The sequence below is a fragment of the Ruegeria sp. AB7 genome, assembly GCF_056542625.1.
Genome location: NZ_JBQGAC010000008.1, coordinates 133,551 through 148,900 on the forward strand (window position 1 = coordinate 133,551; position 15,350 = coordinate 148,900).

12 protein-coding genes are annotated in these 15,350 nt (G+C 59.7%); 9 read left to right on the top strand and 3 right to left on the bottom strand.

Annotated features, from left to right (window positions below):
* Positions 1-22 precede the first annotated feature (22 nt).
* Genes ACR0EN_RS18490 through ACR0EN_RS18500 form a run of 3 tightly spaced genes read left to right on the top strand, consistent with a single transcriptional unit; the run spans position 23 to position 4,559 of the window.
* Positions 23-2,215, top strand: a complete 2,193-nt coding sequence (locus tag ACR0EN_RS18490; RefSeq protein WP_480588234.1) for a dehydrogenase E1 component subunit alpha/beta — start codon at positions 23-25, stop codon at positions 2,213-2,215.
* Positions 2,212-3,246 (top strand): ACP S-malonyltransferase, encoded by a 1,035-nt coding sequence (locus tag ACR0EN_RS18495; protein WP_170819114.1) that lies wholly within the window; start codon positions 2,212-2,214, stop codon positions 3,244-3,246. The genes ACR0EN_RS18490 and ACR0EN_RS18495 overlap by 4 nt, the downstream gene beginning before the upstream one ends.
* Before the next feature lie 41 nt (positions 3,247-3,287).
* Complete coding sequence (locus tag ACR0EN_RS18500; protein WP_170819115.1) at positions 3,288-4,559, top strand: NAD(P)/FAD-dependent oxidoreductase; 1,272 nt, start codon at positions 3,288-3,290, stop codon at positions 4,557-4,559.
* Between the two features lie 2 nt (positions 4,560-4,561).
* Here the strand turns inward: ACR0EN_RS18500 and ACR0EN_RS18505 are convergent, their stop codons facing one another.
* Positions 4,562-5,263, bottom strand: a complete 702-nt coding sequence (locus ACR0EN_RS18505) for an SDR family oxidoreductase (RefSeq protein ID WP_480459942.1) — start codon at positions 5,261-5,263, stop codon at positions 4,562-4,564.
* Positions 5,264-5,366: 103 nt separating this feature from the next.
* On the opposite strand from ACR0EN_RS18505, the gene ACR0EN_RS18510 reads away from it, so the two are divergent.
* Complete coding sequence (locus ACR0EN_RS18510; protein ID WP_480588236.1) at positions 5,367-6,218, top strand: LysR substrate-binding domain-containing protein; 852 nt, start codon at positions 5,367-5,369, stop codon at positions 6,216-6,218.
* On the opposite strand, the gene ACR0EN_RS18515 is transcribed toward ACR0EN_RS18510, so the two are convergent.
* On the bottom strand, positions 6,209-7,111 hold the full coding sequence (locus tag ACR0EN_RS18515; protein ID WP_170819117.1) for a LysR family transcriptional regulator: 903 nt from the start codon (positions 7,109-7,111) through the stop codon (positions 6,209-6,211). The genes ACR0EN_RS18510 and ACR0EN_RS18515 overlap by 10 nt on opposite strands.
* A gap of 77 nt (positions 7,112-7,188) precedes the next feature.
* Here ACR0EN_RS18515 and ACR0EN_RS18520 point away from each other — a divergent pair, with 77 nt between their 5' ends.
* The 5 genes from ACR0EN_RS18520 to ACR0EN_RS18540 all read left to right on the top strand — a co-directional run bounded on the left by ACR0EN_RS18520 (position 7,189) and on the right by ACR0EN_RS18540 (position 14,366).
* Complete coding sequence (locus ACR0EN_RS18520) at positions 7,189-10,401, top strand: reductive dehalogenase (protein ID WP_480588237.1); 3,213 nt, start codon at positions 7,189-7,191, stop codon at positions 10,399-10,401.
* A 129-nt stretch (positions 10,402-10,530) separates the two neighbouring features.
* Complete coding sequence (locus tag ACR0EN_RS18525) at positions 10,531-11,397, top strand: FAD binding domain-containing protein (protein ID WP_170398402.1); 867 nt, start codon at positions 10,531-10,533, stop codon at positions 11,395-11,397.
* Positions 11,394-11,873: a (2Fe-2S)-binding protein gene (locus ACR0EN_RS18530; RefSeq protein WP_170408211.1), complete on the top strand. Its 480-nt coding sequence runs from the start codon at positions 11,394-11,396 to the stop codon at positions 11,871-11,873. The genes ACR0EN_RS18525 and ACR0EN_RS18530 overlap by 4 nt, the downstream gene beginning before the upstream one ends.
* Positions 11,873-14,128, top strand: a complete 2,256-nt coding sequence (locus ACR0EN_RS18535) for a xanthine dehydrogenase family protein molybdopterin-binding subunit (RefSeq protein ID WP_170819119.1) — start codon at positions 11,873-11,875, stop codon at positions 14,126-14,128. The genes ACR0EN_RS18530 and ACR0EN_RS18535 overlap by 1 nt, the downstream gene beginning before the upstream one ends.
* Complete coding sequence (locus ACR0EN_RS18540; protein WP_170408213.1) at positions 14,121-14,366, top strand: MoaD/ThiS family protein; 246 nt, start codon at positions 14,121-14,123, stop codon at positions 14,364-14,366. Before ACR0EN_RS18535 ends, ACR0EN_RS18540 begins: the two co-directional genes overlap by 8 nt.
* A gap of 28 nt (positions 14,367-14,394) precedes the next feature.
* Here the strand turns inward: ACR0EN_RS18540 and ACR0EN_RS18545 are convergent, their stop codons facing one another.
* The gene (locus ACR0EN_RS18545; RefSeq protein ID WP_170819120.1) at positions 14,395-15,267 is read right to left on the bottom strand and encodes a LysR family transcriptional regulator; all 873 of its coding nucleotides are present in this window, start codon (positions 15,265-15,267) and stop codon (positions 14,395-14,397) included.
* Positions 15,268-15,350 lie beyond the last annotated feature (83 nt).

The following is a 15,350-nucleotide window of genomic DNA, read 5'->3' on the forward strand; positions in this document are numbered from 1 at the left end:
CAACAAGACAAAAGCGAGAGACATGGACCGCGCCCAGATCGTACATGAGAATTTCCTGACCCGTGTCGCAAATCGTGATTTTCCCGACGGAGCCCCACCGCGCGTCGGTCTGGGCGATGCTGAAGCCGTTTCGCTATTCCGGTCGCAAGTTCTCAGCCGCGCGTTGGATCGGACCAGCCGGGTGATGCAGAAGGCGGGGCAGGGGTTCTACACCATCGGCTCATCTGGCCACGAAGGGATGGCCGCCGTCGCGCACGCATTGCGCCCAAGCGATATTGCCTTTCTGCATTACCGGGATGCTGCGTTTCAGATCGCGCGTTCTGAACAGGTGCCGGGCCAGCAGATCGCGTGGGATATGCTGCTCAGCTTTGCGTGCTCGAAAGAGGACCCAACCTCGGGCGGGCGGCACAAGGTACTGGGGTCAAGGGCGCTGATGATCCCGCCGCAGACCTCGACCATCGCCAGCCATTTGCCCAAAGCCGTTGGTGCGGCTTATGCGCTGGGGGCAGCCCGGCGACATGCGCCCGAACATCGCGTGTTGCCGGAAGACGGGATTGCGATGTGTTCATTTGGGGATGCCTCGGCCAATCACTCAACCGCGCAGGGGGCGATCAACACGGCAGGCTGGACCAGTGTGCAATCGACGCCGCTGCCGCTGCTGTTCGTGTGTGAAGACAACGGGATCGGGATTTCGGTCAAAACGCCCAAGGGCTGGATTCAGGCGTCGATGGAGCATCGTCCGGGGATCAAGTATTTTCAGGCCAATGGGTTGGACATTTATGAAACCCATGCAGTCGCGAAAGAGGCTGCAGATTATGTCCGCAAGCGCAGGAAACCGGCCTTCCTGCATCTCAGAACCGTGCGGCTTTATGGCCATGCCGGGGCGGATGTGCCCACGACCTATCTGCCGAAAACTGAGGTTGAGGCGGATGAGGCCAATGATCCGCTTTTGCACACCGTACGACTGCTGGATCAGGCGGGTGCATTGTCGTCGGATCAGGCGTTAAAAATCTACAGCGATACCTGCACCCGAACGGATCGTGTGGCTACAGAGGCTGCCAGCCGTCCCCATCTTGCCAATGCGACCGAAGTGGTGGCAAGCCTGATCCCGCCTAAGCGCCCTTGTAAAGCGACCAACGGCCCGAGCGCTGAGGCGCGTGCGAAGACCTTTGGCGCAGATATGCGCGCGATGGATGAGCCGCAGCCGCTCAGCCGCCTGATCAACTGGGCGCTGACCGATCTGATGTTGGAACATGCCGAGATCGTTTGCATGGGCGAAGATGTGGGCCGCAAAGGTGGCGTTTATGGCGTCACACAAAAGCTGCAGCAACGCTTTGGTCCGGACCGCGTGATTGATACGCTGCTGGATGAACAATCCATTCTGGGTCTCGCGATCGGTATGGGCCATAACGGTTTCATCCCGATCCCCGAGATCCAGTTTCTGGCCTATCTGCACAATGCCGAGGACCAGATTCGGGGCGAAGCCGCAACTTTGCCGTTCTTCTCGAACGGGCAGTTCACCAACCCTATGGTGCTGCGGATTGCGGGGCTGGGATATCAGAAGGGCTTTGGTGGGCATTTCCATAACGACAACTCTCTGGCCGTTTTGCGGGATATCCCTGGTGTCATCATCGCCTGCCCGTCGACCGGGGCGGATGCGGTGCAAATGCTGCGCGAATGCGTGCGGTTGGCGCGCGAAGAGCAGCGGGTAGTGGTGTTTCTTGAACCGATTGCACTCTACCCGATGCGCGATCTGCATGCGGCGCAGGATGGCGGGTGGATGACCACCTATCCTGCGCGGGATCAGAAAATTGCGCTGGGCGATGTGGGAGTACACGGGGACGGCACCGATCTCGCCATCGTGACCTATGGCAACGGGCATTACCTGTCGCAACAGGCCCTGCCCGAAATTGAGGCGGCGGGTCTGAAAACCCGGATTATCGATATGCGTTGGCTAGCTCCTCTGCCAGAGGAGGCGCTGCGCGAAGCCACCAAAACATGCGCGCATGTTCTGATCGTCGACGAATGCCGCAAGACCGGCAGCCAGTCCGAGGCGCTGATGACTTTCTTCGCCGAACAAAGTTCTTCTACTCGAACTGCCCGCGTTGTGGCCGAGGATTGCTTTATCGCAACCGGCCCCGCCTATGCCGCACCTCTTCCTTCGAAAGACGGTATCGTTGCCGCAGCGCTGGCTTTGACAGGAGCAGCCTCATGACCCGCACCGCCGTTGTGATCTGCCCGGGCCGGGGCACTTATAACAAGCCTGAGCTGGGCTATCTGCACCAACATCATTCGGATCGTATGGACTTGTTCCGCAGCTTCGACGCCATTCGCGCCGGAACCGGACAGGATGCGATTACTGCCTTGGATGGGGCTGATCGCTTTAGCGTCGGGAAGTACTCGCGCGGCGATGTGGCCTCACCCCTGATCTATGCTGCCGCGTTGGCCGATGCGCAGGCATTGGCCAACGATATTGAAGTCGTCGCCGTCACTGGTAACTCGATGGGCTGGTATATTGCGCTAGCCACCGCAGGGGCATTGACCCCTGGGAACGGGTTTCGCGTGGTCAATACGATGGGCACGCTGATGCAGAAGCACCTGATCGGCGGTCAACTGGTTTACCCATTCGTCGATGAGACATGGGCGAATGATCCTGCCCGCAAAGCCGCATTGCTGGATGAGGTGGCGAGGATCGATGCGTTGCGCAATCATTCTCTGGCGCTTTCGATCGATCTGGGCGGGATGCTGGTATTGGCAGGCAATGAGGCGGGTCTGACGGCGTTTGAGGCGGCACACCCCACCGTGCAGGATCGGTTCCCATTGCGGCTGGCCAATCACGCCGCCTTTCATACGGCGCTGCAGGCCCCGGTGGCGGCGGAAGGTCGGGCGCAATTGAGTTCTGATCTTTTTGCTCAGCCAAAGTTCCCGATGATTGACGGGCGCGGCAAAATCTGGTGGCCCGGCGCAACTGACACGAGTGAGTTGTGGGACTACACGCTGGGCCATCAGGTGACCGAGACCTATGACTTCACCCATGCGATCCAGACGGCCGCACGCGAGTTCGCGCCCGATCTGTTCATCGTCACCGGCCCCGGTGCAACGCTGAGCGGCGCGGTGGCGCAGTCACTGACACTGGGGCGCTGGCGGGGCATGACCGACAAGGCGTCATTCCAGTCGCATCAGGAGGCGGATCCGTTCCTCATCGCCATGGGGCGGGCTGACCAGCGCGCCCTTGCAACTAACTGAGACCAGCCTGATGATCGGCGAAACTTTGGCGAGGCCCGGGCATGCGCGACTATGATCAATCGTTATGGCGGCAGACCTGTCGCGAGCGTATCGACACGCAAAAGCTGTCTGATGACGTAAGCGTTGATCTTGCCGTGATCGGCGGTGGTTACACCGGGTGTTCTGCGGCCTTGACCGCAGCAAAAGCGGGGGCTTCGGTGTGCCTGCTCGAAGCGTATCAGATCGGCCATGGTGGATCGGGGCGGAATGTCGGTCTCGTCAACGCAGGGCTTTGGCTGCCACCCGATCAAATTCGGTCGCATCTGGGGCAAATGGCGGGGGATCGGTTGATCGATCTGCTGGCTAACGCGCCGTCAGACGTGTTCGAGTTGATTGAAGCGCACGGGATTGACTGCGAGCCTGAGCGGCAAGGCACGTTGCATTGTGCTCATTCGGCCTCGGGCTTTGGTGATCTGCGTACACGCCACGCACAGCTGAGCGCTTCTGGTGCGCCGGTCGAATTGCTCGATCCTGACGCGTCGCGCCAGCGGACGGGCAGCCCGGCAGTCCACGGCGCATTGTTTGACCCCCGCGCGGGTACAATTCAGCCGCTGGGCTATGCGGTGGGACTGGCCCGCGCCGCACAGAATGCGGGAGCGCAGATATATACGCAAAGCCCGATTCGATCTTTGCGGCAGGAAGCCGGGGTTTGGGTGCTGCAGGGGGATGGTGGAACCGTACGCGCAAGATCGGTTATTCAGGCGACCAACGCTTATCATCAGGGCATTGCTGATACGGCACCAGACTATGTGCCGGTCTACTACTTCCAATACGCCACCGCGCCGCTGTCCCATAACCTGCGGGCCAGCATATTGCCTAAAGCAGAGGGATGCTGGGATACCGGCCTGATCATGACATCCTTCCGTTTGGACCAGGCAGGACGGTTTATCATTGGCGGTATGGGCGACCTAAACAGCGCCGGAGGATTTGCACACAAATCCTGGATCAAGCGCAAAATGGCTGCACTTTATCCGCAATTGGCGGATCAGCCGTTGATTGAGGGCTGGCATGGGCGGATTGCCATGACTTCGGATCATATTCCCAAAATCACTCTGATCGGTCCAAATGCGTTAGCCGCGCATGGGTTCTCGGGGCGTGGGATCGGGCCGGGCACCGTGTTCGGGCGTTTGATGGCCAAAAGTCTGCTCAAGGACGATCCGTCCTTGCTGCCGGTTCCGTCAGTGGCTGAGTATAGCGAAAACTGGACTGGCCTACGCCGCGCTTTCTTCGAAACCGGCGCGGCGCTGACGCATTTTGTTAAGGCGCGGTTCTGAATTCAGACAGACCGGGTGATGCCGCCATCGACGCGGATGTTCTGCCCGGTTATGTAGCCTCCGCCTTCGGAGGCGAGCATAGCCACGACCGAGGCGATCTCATCATAGCTGCGCCCGTAGCGGCCCATCGGGATGCGTGTGCGGAACTCTTCTTTTTCCGGAAGGCTGTCGATGAACCCGGGCAAGACGTTGTTCATGCGGATGTTGTCGGCGGCGTATTTGTCCGAGAACAGCTTGGTAAACGCCGCTAGCCCGGCGCGGAATACGCCCGAGGTCGGAAAAACCGGATCCGGTTCAAACGCAGCAAAGGTTGAGATGTTGATGATCGATCCACCGCCCTGCGCTTGCATGATCGGGGTCACCAGTCGGGTCGGTCGGACGGCATTCATGAAATAGACATCCATGCCGGTGTGCCAGTCCTCATCGGTCAGCTCCAGCACCGCTGCGCGGGGTCCGTGCCCGGCTGAGTTCACCAGCACATCGATCCGACCCCAATGGGACATTGCAGCATCGACCAGTTTCTGCAGGTCATCATTTGACTGGTTCGAGCCCGTGATGCCCACGCCACCCAACTCATGCGCCAGCGCCTCACCCTTGCCTGACGAGGACAGGATGCCGACTTTGAAACCATCCGCCGCCAATCTGCGCGCGGAATCCGCACCCATACCGCTGCCGCCTGCCGTGATCAAAGCTACTTTTTCCATCTTCACGCTCCTTTGCGATGTTTGGTATAAAGATGGCTGGCAGCGTTCACTTTGACCAATCAGTTCTATTGCGCATAGGCTGTAGAAAATCTACAGTCGAGTTATGCCCGCTCTTCCACCTCTCAATGCGATGCGCGCCTTTGAGGCCTCGGCACGCCACCTGAATTTTCGTCTTGCTGCGGAAGAAATTGGGGTGACTCAAGGGGCCATTGCGCAGCAGGTGCGGGGGTTGGAGGCGCGGCTGGGCACTGCACTCTTTGAACGACTACCACGTGGGTTGCGCTTGACCGAAGCGGGGCGTCGGTTCCACGCGCCGCTGCGTCGGGCGTTTCGGCTGATTGAAGAGGCTGTCGATGAGCTGGCTGATCAGCGGCAGATCACGATCTCGGTCACGCCCAGCTTTGCCTCAAAATGGCTGGTGCCGCGTCTGAGTGATTTTGTGACCCGCCATCCCGATATCTCGGTGCAGGTTGACGCGCGCGAGCGGTTGGCGGATTTCCAGTCTGATGGAATTGATATCGCGGTACGCCAAAGCCGTTCACCGGTTGCTCGAGATCTGCAAGCAACACCTTTGTTCTCGACCGAATTCGTTGTCGTGGGCAGTCCGGATCTCGCATCGCAAATTTCAGGTCCAGACGACCTGATGCAACACGTTTTGCTCAGTGATTCCCATGGGCTGTGGCCGTTGTTTCTTGAACGCGCCGGGGTCGAGGGGAAGCCGCGGATGATGAGTTTCAGCCAGACAAGTCTGGCGATAGACGCCGCTGTCTCGGGGCAAGGCTTTGCGCTGGCCAATGCGCCACTTGTGTCTGCGGAACTGGCTTCGGGTCGGTTGGTGCAGCCGCTCTCTGAGGTGCTGGTTGATGATCTGAGCTTTTTCATCGTCACCCCGCAGAAACCGCGCCAACCGGAGCTGGTGAAACAGATGCGCGACTGGTTGCTATCTCAGGTCTGAAGCGAGGCCGCAATCGCGTCGATCCGGTCGCGTAACCAACGATGTGCCGGGTCGTTGGCCGAGCGTTGGTGCCAGACCATATAGATTGACACTGCTTCGCATTTGAACGGCAGTGGTGCGCTGTCCAGCGTGGCAAGCGGCCCGCGTTTCATCAGTGCCGTGTCGGTCGAGATCAGGTCGCTGCCTTTCACGAAAGGCGGGATTGCGTTGAAATGCGGCAGGGTTACGACGGGCGGTCTGATCTGGCTTTGATCCACGCCACGCATCACGGCACGGGCGTTGCGCCCGTCGGCAAATCGCACCTCGACATGATCGCTATTGCAATAGGAGCGCCAATCCTCAGGCGGATCACGGTGAGCGGCATCATAGAATACCAACAACGGGCTGGTGATCAGCCGCTTCTGAAAGATATCCGGCCCATCCGGTGGCAGCGGGGTGAGCATCAATTGACACCGGTCGCTGCGCAGCAAGTCCGGGTCGGGAACACCCGACGGGATGAACTCCAGCCGCAACCTGACGCCTTCGGCGCGTGTCGCCCGCAGAAGTTCGGGAAAGATCAACTCACGCGGCATGTCGTTGGTGGCGATCTGAATGTCCATCTGTTCGGACAGCGGATCAAACGGGCGACCTTCTGTCAGGGCGCGCATGTTGTCCAGCACCTGTTGCACCGGCTCTTTCAACGACAAAGCGCGTTCGGTCGGGGTCAACCCCTGACCGGATCGGACAAATAGTGGATCGCCCAGCACTTGCCGCAACTTGCCCAGCGTATGGCTGATGGCCGATTGCGTCACCCCTAACCGGTCGGCAGCTTTCGACACCGAGCTTTCTTCGAGTATCGTCAGGAACACCCGTAGGACCTTGCCGTCCAGATCTGTGAAATCAATTCTGCTCATACCATTTATGATTATTCATGAATGGATTTGGTGTCCATGCCGGGGTAGGGGAAAGGGCAGCTAACTGGAGGCGCGCGATGGGGATCCGCTTTTTCTCGGACAAGAACAGACCTGTTCACATGGGTCCGTTCCCGCTGGAACGGCTGGCGCGGCTGGATCGGATGCCTGATCTGGCGCAGGTCGAACCGATGTGTGCGCTTAGCTTTCGCAGGCCCGAGCAGCCCGAAAGCATCGTGAATGCGATGGGCGAGTTTCAGGCGATGATGGACGCAATCCGGGATGGATTTGTGAACCCCGTCGCATCGGAAATTCCTGCCAACCCAGCAGATCGTGCCAACCATCTGAAAGCGTTTGGCTATTTCAACGATGCGTCGATGATGGGCTGCGGGCCGCTACCCGCGGAGGCGATGTTGGCTGAGCCTCGCCGCAACCCGGATATCGACCGGCTGGCTCATGCGCTTAGGACGCGGCAAACCAAAACGCTGGCCTCGGGCATCGATCTGATCATGGCGGATCTAAAAGAAAGCATGGAGGCCGCGCCACGCCCGATGGACTGTCATCGCCATACGCTCGTGTTTCTCTATGAGTTCAACCGCGATCCGGACCCCTCGGAGCCCGGGTCCGATTGGATCATGGATGCGCAGGATCACCGCGCCTGTTTGCTTGCCACCGAGAATGCAGTGGTCATTGCCAACTACATCCGCCTCCTGGGTTTCGATGCGCGGGCGCATACGGCGATGTCCTCTGAGGTTGATCTGGGCAAGCTGGCAGTTGCTGCGGGTCTGGCCTCGGTTGAGGATGGTGCGGTTGTGGTGCCCTGGTTGGGTAAGCGGTTCGGATTGGCGGCTGTGACCACCGAAATGGAGATCGCGCATGACCGACCCTTGCAACCGCTGGCCGAACAACCGTGGTTCCGCACGCAAGGACCTGCATGGTGGCTGGGTGCAGGCTTCGCCAAGAACGCTCTGAACCGGGATGCCTATGCCAAGCGGCGCTATGTGGACGGGGCACATCCTTTTGAAAACCTCAAACGAGTCGAAACACCGACCACCTATATCGACGAGCAAAACGTAGCCCGGGTGCCCAAACGCGCAGACATGTTTGCGCGGGCTCAGTTCGGCGACATGGGAAAATCGCTGCAGGACGCGACCAAGGGCGGGCATTACGTGCGCAAATCCGCCCCCAGCTTTGCCCAACGCCGCGCGCTGGGCGCGTTTGTTTTGCTGCAGGACGGTGACAGCGCCGAGGCTATACAACCCACAGATACCGAAAGAAATGCCGCGAATATCAAGGCTGCAACCTATTTCCTTGGGGTCGATGCGGTCGGGCTCAGCCGGTGCCCCGAGTGGAGCTGGTATTCCCATGACGCCACCGGAGAAGAAATCGTTCCGCCCCATGATCAGGCGATCAGCATGATCATCGACCAGGGCTATGAGACGATGGAAGGCGCCAGCGGGGATGACTGGATCAGCGTGGCCCAATCTATGCGCGCCTACCTGCGGTTTTCACTGCTGGGGGGCGTGATCGCGCAGCAAATCCGAAATCTCGGCTACAAGGCCAAGGCGCATACGGTGATGGATGGCGAGGTGCTGCAACCGCCGCTGCTGCTGTTGTCGGGGTTGGGCGAGGTCAGTCGGATCGGTGAGGTGATCCTGAACCCCTATCTTGGCCCGCGCCTGAAATCCGGTGTCGTGACAACCGACATGCCGATGACGCATGACAAGCCCATCGATTTCGGCCTTCAGACGTTTTGCGAAAGCTGCAACAAATGCGCTCGGGAATGCCCTTCGGGCGCGATCACTGCCGGGCCAAAGCTGATGTTCAACGGCTATGAAATCTGGAAATCCGACAGCCAGAAATGCGCCACTTACCGTATCACCACGCCCGGGGGGGCGATGTGCGGACGATGCATGAAGACCTGCCCGTGGAATCTCGAAGGTATATTCAAGGAACGCCCGTTCCGATGGGCCGCGATGAATATTCCGCAGGCCGCGCCTGCATTGGCCAAACTGGATGATGCGGTCGGCAATGGTGGTCTAAATAACATCAAGAAATGGTGGTGGGATATCGAGCTGGAACCTGACGGGGCCTATCGCCCGTCGCAGCACCCATTGAACCGGCGGGACCTACAAAAAGACCTCGATTTGAAGTACGAGGATCAGACGCTTGCTGTCTACCCCGCTCCTCTCGCTCCGCACCCATGGCCCTATCCCTTCAACATGGACCGGGAAGCCGGGATTGCCGCCTATGAGGCGATGGTCACAGCTGAAGACTACAAAGCGCGCAAAGCGGCCGGCGATATGTCTGTGATCCACCGTTATCAGGTCGCAGGGGACGCCCCGGTGATGCGGGTGGAATTAACCAAGGTCGACAAGATGACCTCGGATGTCACCAAGTACGAGTTCTCAACCCTCGACGGTGCGCCCTTGCCGAAATGGACTGCGGGTGCGCATCTGGACGTGCTGGTTTCGCCCGAATTCCTGCGGCAGTACTCGATGTCGGGCGATCCCTCCGACCGCAACACTTATCAGATCGGCGTGCTGCGCGAGGATGAGGGGCGCGGCGGCTCGGCCTTGCTGCATCGCATCTTCAACGAAGGGCGCAAGGTCTTCATCTCAAAGCCGATAAACCATTTTGAGCTGGACGAGACTGCAACCAAAACCTTCCTGATGGGCGGTGGTATTGGCATCACGCCGATGATTGCTTTTGCCCACCGACTGCATGCGATGGGCAAACCGTTCGAGTTACACTATTCCGCCAGCACACGAGCAGGTGCCGGATATCTGGACGATCTGGCGGCTATGCCATGGGCCGATCACGTGCACTATCATTTCTCGGACGAGGGCACGCGGGCCGATCTGGAGGCTGTTCTGGAAGAATATCAGGACGGATGGCACGTTTATACCTGCGGCCCCGACCGCTATATGGATGGCGTCATACAGGCCGCCGAACGGCAGGGTTTCCCCGAAGAAGCACGGCATCTGGAGTATTTTTCGGTCCCGGAACAGCCCGAATATGAGAACCATCCGTTCACTCTGAAATTGGCGAAATCGGGTCGGGAGTTGACTGTTCCCGCTGACAAAGATGCGGCGCAGGTACTTAATGAGGCGGGCTTTCACGTGGATGTGAAATGCGCTGATGGGATCTGCGGGGTCTGCAAATGTGACGTGATTTCAGGTGATATCGAACACCGCGATTTCGTTTTGTCCAACAAACAACGCGAAGGTGCGATCATACTGTGCCAAAGCCGGGCGGCCCGGGCAGACGGGGTGATCGAGATCGATCTGTGATTGCTCTCGATAAAACGACATTTTGAATCCCAAAAATTGGTCGTTCCAGCCATGGACGCCGCCGACTTGCTGCACTAACGTCCCCGGCGAACCCCAGTCTATCCTGATCAACAGGTGCGAGGTACTTTCATGGATTATCACAGCCCCGCCAGCTTTGCCGAGGCGTCGGCTCTGGCCGCAAATGCAACGGGCATCACTCGGTTTCTGGCAGGCGGCACCGATGTGCTGGTGCAGTTGCGCTCGGAATTGGTGACGCCCGATACGCTGATCGACATCAAGAAGATCGATGGCGTTAGCGAAATTACCCGCAATGCCGATGGCAGCTGGACGCTGGGCGTCGCCGCGACCGGCGCCGAGATGAGCGAGCACGCCGCGTTGGGCCGCGATTGGCCGGGTGTGGTCGAGGCGATGGATCTGATTGGATCGACTCAGGTACAGGGGCGTGCGACGCTGACCGGGAATCTGTGCAATGGCTCTCCGGCGGCGGACTCGGTGCCAGCGATGGTTGCGGCAGGCGTTACAGTCACCGTGACGGGCCCGGACGGCACACGAGAGGTGGCGGTCGAAGACATCCCGACGGGACCCGGCAAGACCTCACTGGCCAAAGGCGAACTGATCTCGGCGGTCAACATTCCAGCGCGTGGCGACAACGCCGGTGACGCCTATCTGCGCTTTATCCCGCGCACCGAGATGGATATCGCGGTGGTTGGTGTGGGCGTAAACTTACGACTGGATGGCGATACCATCACCGAGGCGCGCGTCTCACTGGGGGCTGTCGCACCAACCGTCTTGCTGGTTGAAGACTGCGCCAAAGCGCTGATTGGCAGCGCGTTGGATGACGCGGCGCTGGACGCGCTCGCTGCAGCGGCCTCGGCTGCCTGCAACCCCATTGATGACAAACGCGGCACTATTGCATTCCGCACCGAAGTTGCTGGCGTTCTGGCCAAGCGCGCCGCAAAAATCGCCTATGCCCGCGCAAAGGGAGAAGACGTATGAGTAAGTTCCACGTATCCACCACCGTAAATGGGGACGCGGTTGAATACCTCTGCGACCCACGCGAAACCCTGCTGGACTGTCTGCGCGACAAGCTGAACCTGACGGGCGCGAAAGAGGGCTGCGGCACCGGCGATTGCGGTGCTTGTTCGGTCAGCGTCGATGGCCGTCTTGTGTGTTCATGCCTGATGTTGGGCGTCGAGGCTGAAGGCAAGCAGATCGAAACGGTTGAAGGGATCGCGGACGGTGACGTCCTGCATCCGCTGCAGAAGAAGATGATCGAATATGCCGCCCTGCAATGCGGCATCTGTACCCCGGGCATTCTGGTGGCGGCCAAGTCGCTGCTGGAAAAGAACCCCAACCCCACCGAAGAGGAAACCCGGTACTGGCTGGCGGGCAACCTCTGCCGCTGCACCGGCTATGACAAAATCATTCGCGCCGTGATGGATACGGCGGCTGAGATGCGGGAGGCTTCGTAATGGCACTGGACGATCGCAAATCTGACTTCACCTTTGTCGGCACCCGACCCGATCGCCCTGACGGTCTGGACAAGGTGACGGGCCGCGCCAAGTTCGGTGCGGATATCTCAGCCCCCGGCATGTTACATGGCGCCATCCTGCGTTCACCCCATGCCCATGCGCGGATCGTCAAGATTGATGCATCAAAGGCCGAGGCCCACAAAGACGTCAAAGCCGTTGTTACCCGCGCCGATTTCGCCGATGTCCCCTTCAAGCCGGGGCTGGAAGGGGAATTCTGGAACGTGCTGGAAAATGTCATGGCGGGCGAAAAGGCTCTATATGACGGCCACGCGATTGCAGCAGTTGCAGCGACATCAGCCTTGGCGGCGCGCGATGCGCTGAAGTTGATCGAGGTTGAATATGAAGTTTTGCCCCACGTCACAGATGTGGACAAGGCGATGGCCCCCGACGCGCCTGTCATCCGCGAAGGCGCGGCGGACTACTCGGTGCCCGAGGGGATGCACCCCAACGTAGTGCGCTATCACGAAAGCGGCCACGGAGATGTCGAAGCCGGTTTTGCCGAGGCGGATCTGGTAATTGAGGACAGCTTCGTTACCGAGGCAACCCATCAGGGTTACATTGAACCTCATGCCTGCATGGGGTCTCTGGGTACTGACGGCAAAGGTGAGCTTTGGTGCACCACCCAGGGCCATTGGATCGCACAGAAAACCTGCGCGGCGTTGCTGGGCATCGAAACCTCACAACTGCGTGTGACCGCGTCTGAGATCGGCGGCGGCTTTGGTGGTAAGACCACTGTGTTCATCGAACCGGTTGCGTTGGCGCTCAGCCGCAAGGCCAACCGCCCCGTAAAGATCGTGATGACCCGGTCCGAGGTGTTCCGTGCGACCGGCCCGACCTCATCGGCGTCGATGGATATCAAGATCGGTATGAAGAAAGACGGCACCATCACAGCAGCCGAAGGCATCTTCCGCCTGCAGGGCGGTGCCTTCCCGGGTGCGCCGGGCGACATGACTGCCATGTGTGCCTTTGCGCCCTACAACCTGACCAATGTACGTCAGGTCGGTTATGACGTAATGGCCAACCGCCCGAAACAGGCCGCCTATCGCGCGCCAGGCGCTCCGATGGGTGCGTTTGCGGTCGAATCCGTTCTGGATGAGCTGTGCAATCAACTCGGCCTCGACCAGGTGGATGTGCGCCTAAAAAACGCCGCGCATGAAGGCACCAAAGCCAGCTATGGCCCGACCTATGAGCGCATAGGTCTTGTCGAAACGCTTGAGGCCGCCAAGGCGCATCCGCATTACTCGGCCCCGTTGAAGCCGGGGCAAGGGCGCGGGATTTCCTGTGGGTTCTGGTTCAACCATGGTGGTGAGACCTCGGTATCTCTGGCGCTGTCCGAGGACGGCTCGGCCCAAGTCATGGTCGGTACGCCGGATATCGGCGGATCACGCGCGTCAATGGCGCTGATGGCGGCCGAGGTTCTGGGCATTCCCTACGAGAACATTCGCGTCACCGTCGCCGATACGGCAACGCTGGGTTACAATGATGTGAGCCACGGCAGCCGCGTGACCTATGCCTCGGGTCTGGCGACAATCAAGGCGGCGCGCCACGCGGTCGAGCAGCTATGCGCCCGCGCAGCGTCCAGTTGGGGAATCCCGGTTGATGCGGTGAAATGGGAGAACGGCTGTGCCGTGCCCTCAGGCCCCAATGCCGGTGACTTCGATCCGCGCCCGCTGGCCGATATCACCGCCCATATGGGCGCGACCGGCGGCCCGATCTCGGGCCATTTCGAGGCCACGCCGGAAGGCGCGGGTGTATCCTTTGGCACCCATATCGTGGATGCCGAGGTCGACCCGGAAACCGGCAAGACCAGCATCACCCGCTACACGGTCATTCAGGACGCGGGCAAGGCGATCCACCCGACCTATGTCGAAGGCCAGTATCAGGGCGGAGCTGCGCAGGGCATCGGCTGGGCGCTGAACGAGGAATATATCTATGGTGAGGATGGCCGCTTGCAGAACTCGATCTTCCTCGATTACCGCATCCCGGTCGCCAGCGATCTGCCGATGATCGACACGGTGATTGTCGAAGTGCCCAACCCCGGCCACCCGTTCGGTGTGCGTGGTGTGGGAGAGACTGGCATCGTGCCGCCCTTGGCCGCCATCGCCAACGCGGTCTCCAACGCGGCCGGTGTACGCCTGAAGCAACTGCCAATGTCCCCGCCGCGCATTCTTGCCGCGCTCAATGACAATGGTTGAGGTCCACCTCTGGTCTAGCCTCCGGTCTTTGACCGGGGGTCGCGAGGTGGTCGAGGTTGAGGCCGCCACCACGGGCGAATTGCTGCAGGAACTGGTGCGTATACATCCCCGGCTGCAGGCACCGATCGATGCGGGGGTCTCAGTGGCGTTGGACGGGCGCATCATCGCGACCGGACTGTCCGAGCCGATTCCGGAAGGTGCCGAGGTTTATCTGATGCAGCGTCTCAGGGGCGGTTGAAGGCGAAAGGTCTAGTCGACCCCCGCCCTCACGCGAAATCACGGGACAGGATGAACGCGCAACACTGCTCGGTCAGATATTGGAAGCGCGAACGCTCGCGGACATAGAGATACACTTGCCTTTTGTCGTGAAGGTCCGTGATCGGGCGGTAAGACACCGCCTCCGGCAAGAATTCGGCAACGGTTTGAGGAAGCACTGTGATCCACTCGCCCGATCGCACCAGCGTGATCAATGAATGCGTGTTGTGAATTGTAATCTCGGCGTTTTTGATTGCCGTATGGAAAGCTGGCGTTTGAATCAGATCGCACAACGTGTTTCGGACAAAGGGCGCGGTGGCGATGTCGGAGATATTCAGCGGTTCTGCGCGTGTGATCAGAGGATGATCCGAGGCCGCGACCAATCCAAAGGAGTCCTGAAATAGCGGAATGGTTTGGATGCCGTTCAGGGCGTGATACCCGGATGCGATTCCGATATCTGCCTGATCCTGAGCGATGGCATCCAACACCTGCTGCGTGTCGGTGTCGCGCAGCTCGATCTTCACCCCGGGGGATTCGCTGCTCATGTGGTGCAATAGTGGTGGAAAGATCAACGCGCCAACCGACGGGACGGATACGATCCGGATCAATCCCTGTTCAGCCAGCGCGGCGGCCTCGATATTCTGGACGGTCTGATCGAATTGGCGCACTTGCCGCAAGCCCAGATCGAGTACCTGCTCACCCAGCGGGGAAAGCTGGTTCTTGCGCTCGCCTTCGAACAGCTTTTTGCACAGATGGTCTTCGAGCTGCTTCAATGTCATCGAGACGGCTGATTGCGTTCGACCAAGGCGGTCGGCGGCCTCGGACAGGTTCCCGGTCTGGGCTACCGTGCAAAAGCAACGCAGCATCTCAATCTTGATTGCCAACTTCAGATTCCTTGAAGTTTGTTTAAGTTATTTGAGTTTGACTGATGTGCATCGGAAAATCCATCCTGCGACAAACGAATTCT

What these genes read in the sequence shown, in the direction of transcription:
- ACR0EN_RS18490 (WP_480588234.1), top strand. Translation starts at nt 23, where the DNA reads ATGGACCGCGCCCAGATCGTACATGAGAATTTCCTGACCCGTGTCGCA.
- ACR0EN_RS18495 (WP_170819114.1), top strand. Translation starts at nt 2,212, where the DNA reads ATGACCCGCACCGCCGTTGTGATCTGCCCGGGCCGGGGCACTTATAAC.
- ACR0EN_RS18500 (WP_170819115.1), top strand. Translation starts at nt 3,288, where the DNA reads ATGCGCGACTATGATCAATCGTTATGGCGGCAGACCTGTCGCGAGCGT.
- ACR0EN_RS18505 (WP_480459942.1), bottom strand. Translation starts at nt 5,263, where the DNA reads ATGGAAAAAGTAGCTTTGATCACGGCAGGCGGCAGCGGTATGGGTGCG.
- ACR0EN_RS18510 (WP_480588236.1), top strand. Translation starts at nt 5,367, where the DNA reads ATGCCCGCTCTTCCACCTCTCAATGCGATGCGCGCCTTTGAGGCCTCG.
- ACR0EN_RS18515 (WP_170819117.1), bottom strand. Translation starts at nt 7,111, where the DNA reads ATGAGCAGAATTGATTTCACAGATCTGGACGGCAAGGTCCTACGGGTG.
- ACR0EN_RS18520 (WP_480588237.1), top strand. Translation starts at nt 7,189, where the DNA reads ATGGGGATCCGCTTTTTCTCGGACAAGAACAGACCTGTTCACATGGGT.
- ACR0EN_RS18525 (WP_170398402.1), top strand. Translation starts at nt 10,531, where the DNA reads ATGGATTATCACAGCCCCGCCAGCTTTGCCGAGGCGTCGGCTCTGGCC.
- ACR0EN_RS18530 (WP_170408211.1), top strand. Translation starts at nt 11,394, where the DNA reads ATGAGTAAGTTCCACGTATCCACCACCGTAAATGGGGACGCGGTTGAA.
- ACR0EN_RS18535 (WP_170819119.1), top strand. Translation starts at nt 11,873, where the DNA reads ATGGCACTGGACGATCGCAAATCTGACTTCACCTTTGTCGGCACCCGA.
- ACR0EN_RS18540 (WP_170408213.1), top strand. Translation starts at nt 14,121, where the DNA reads ATGGTTGAGGTCCACCTCTGGTCTAGCCTCCGGTCTTTGACCGGGGGT.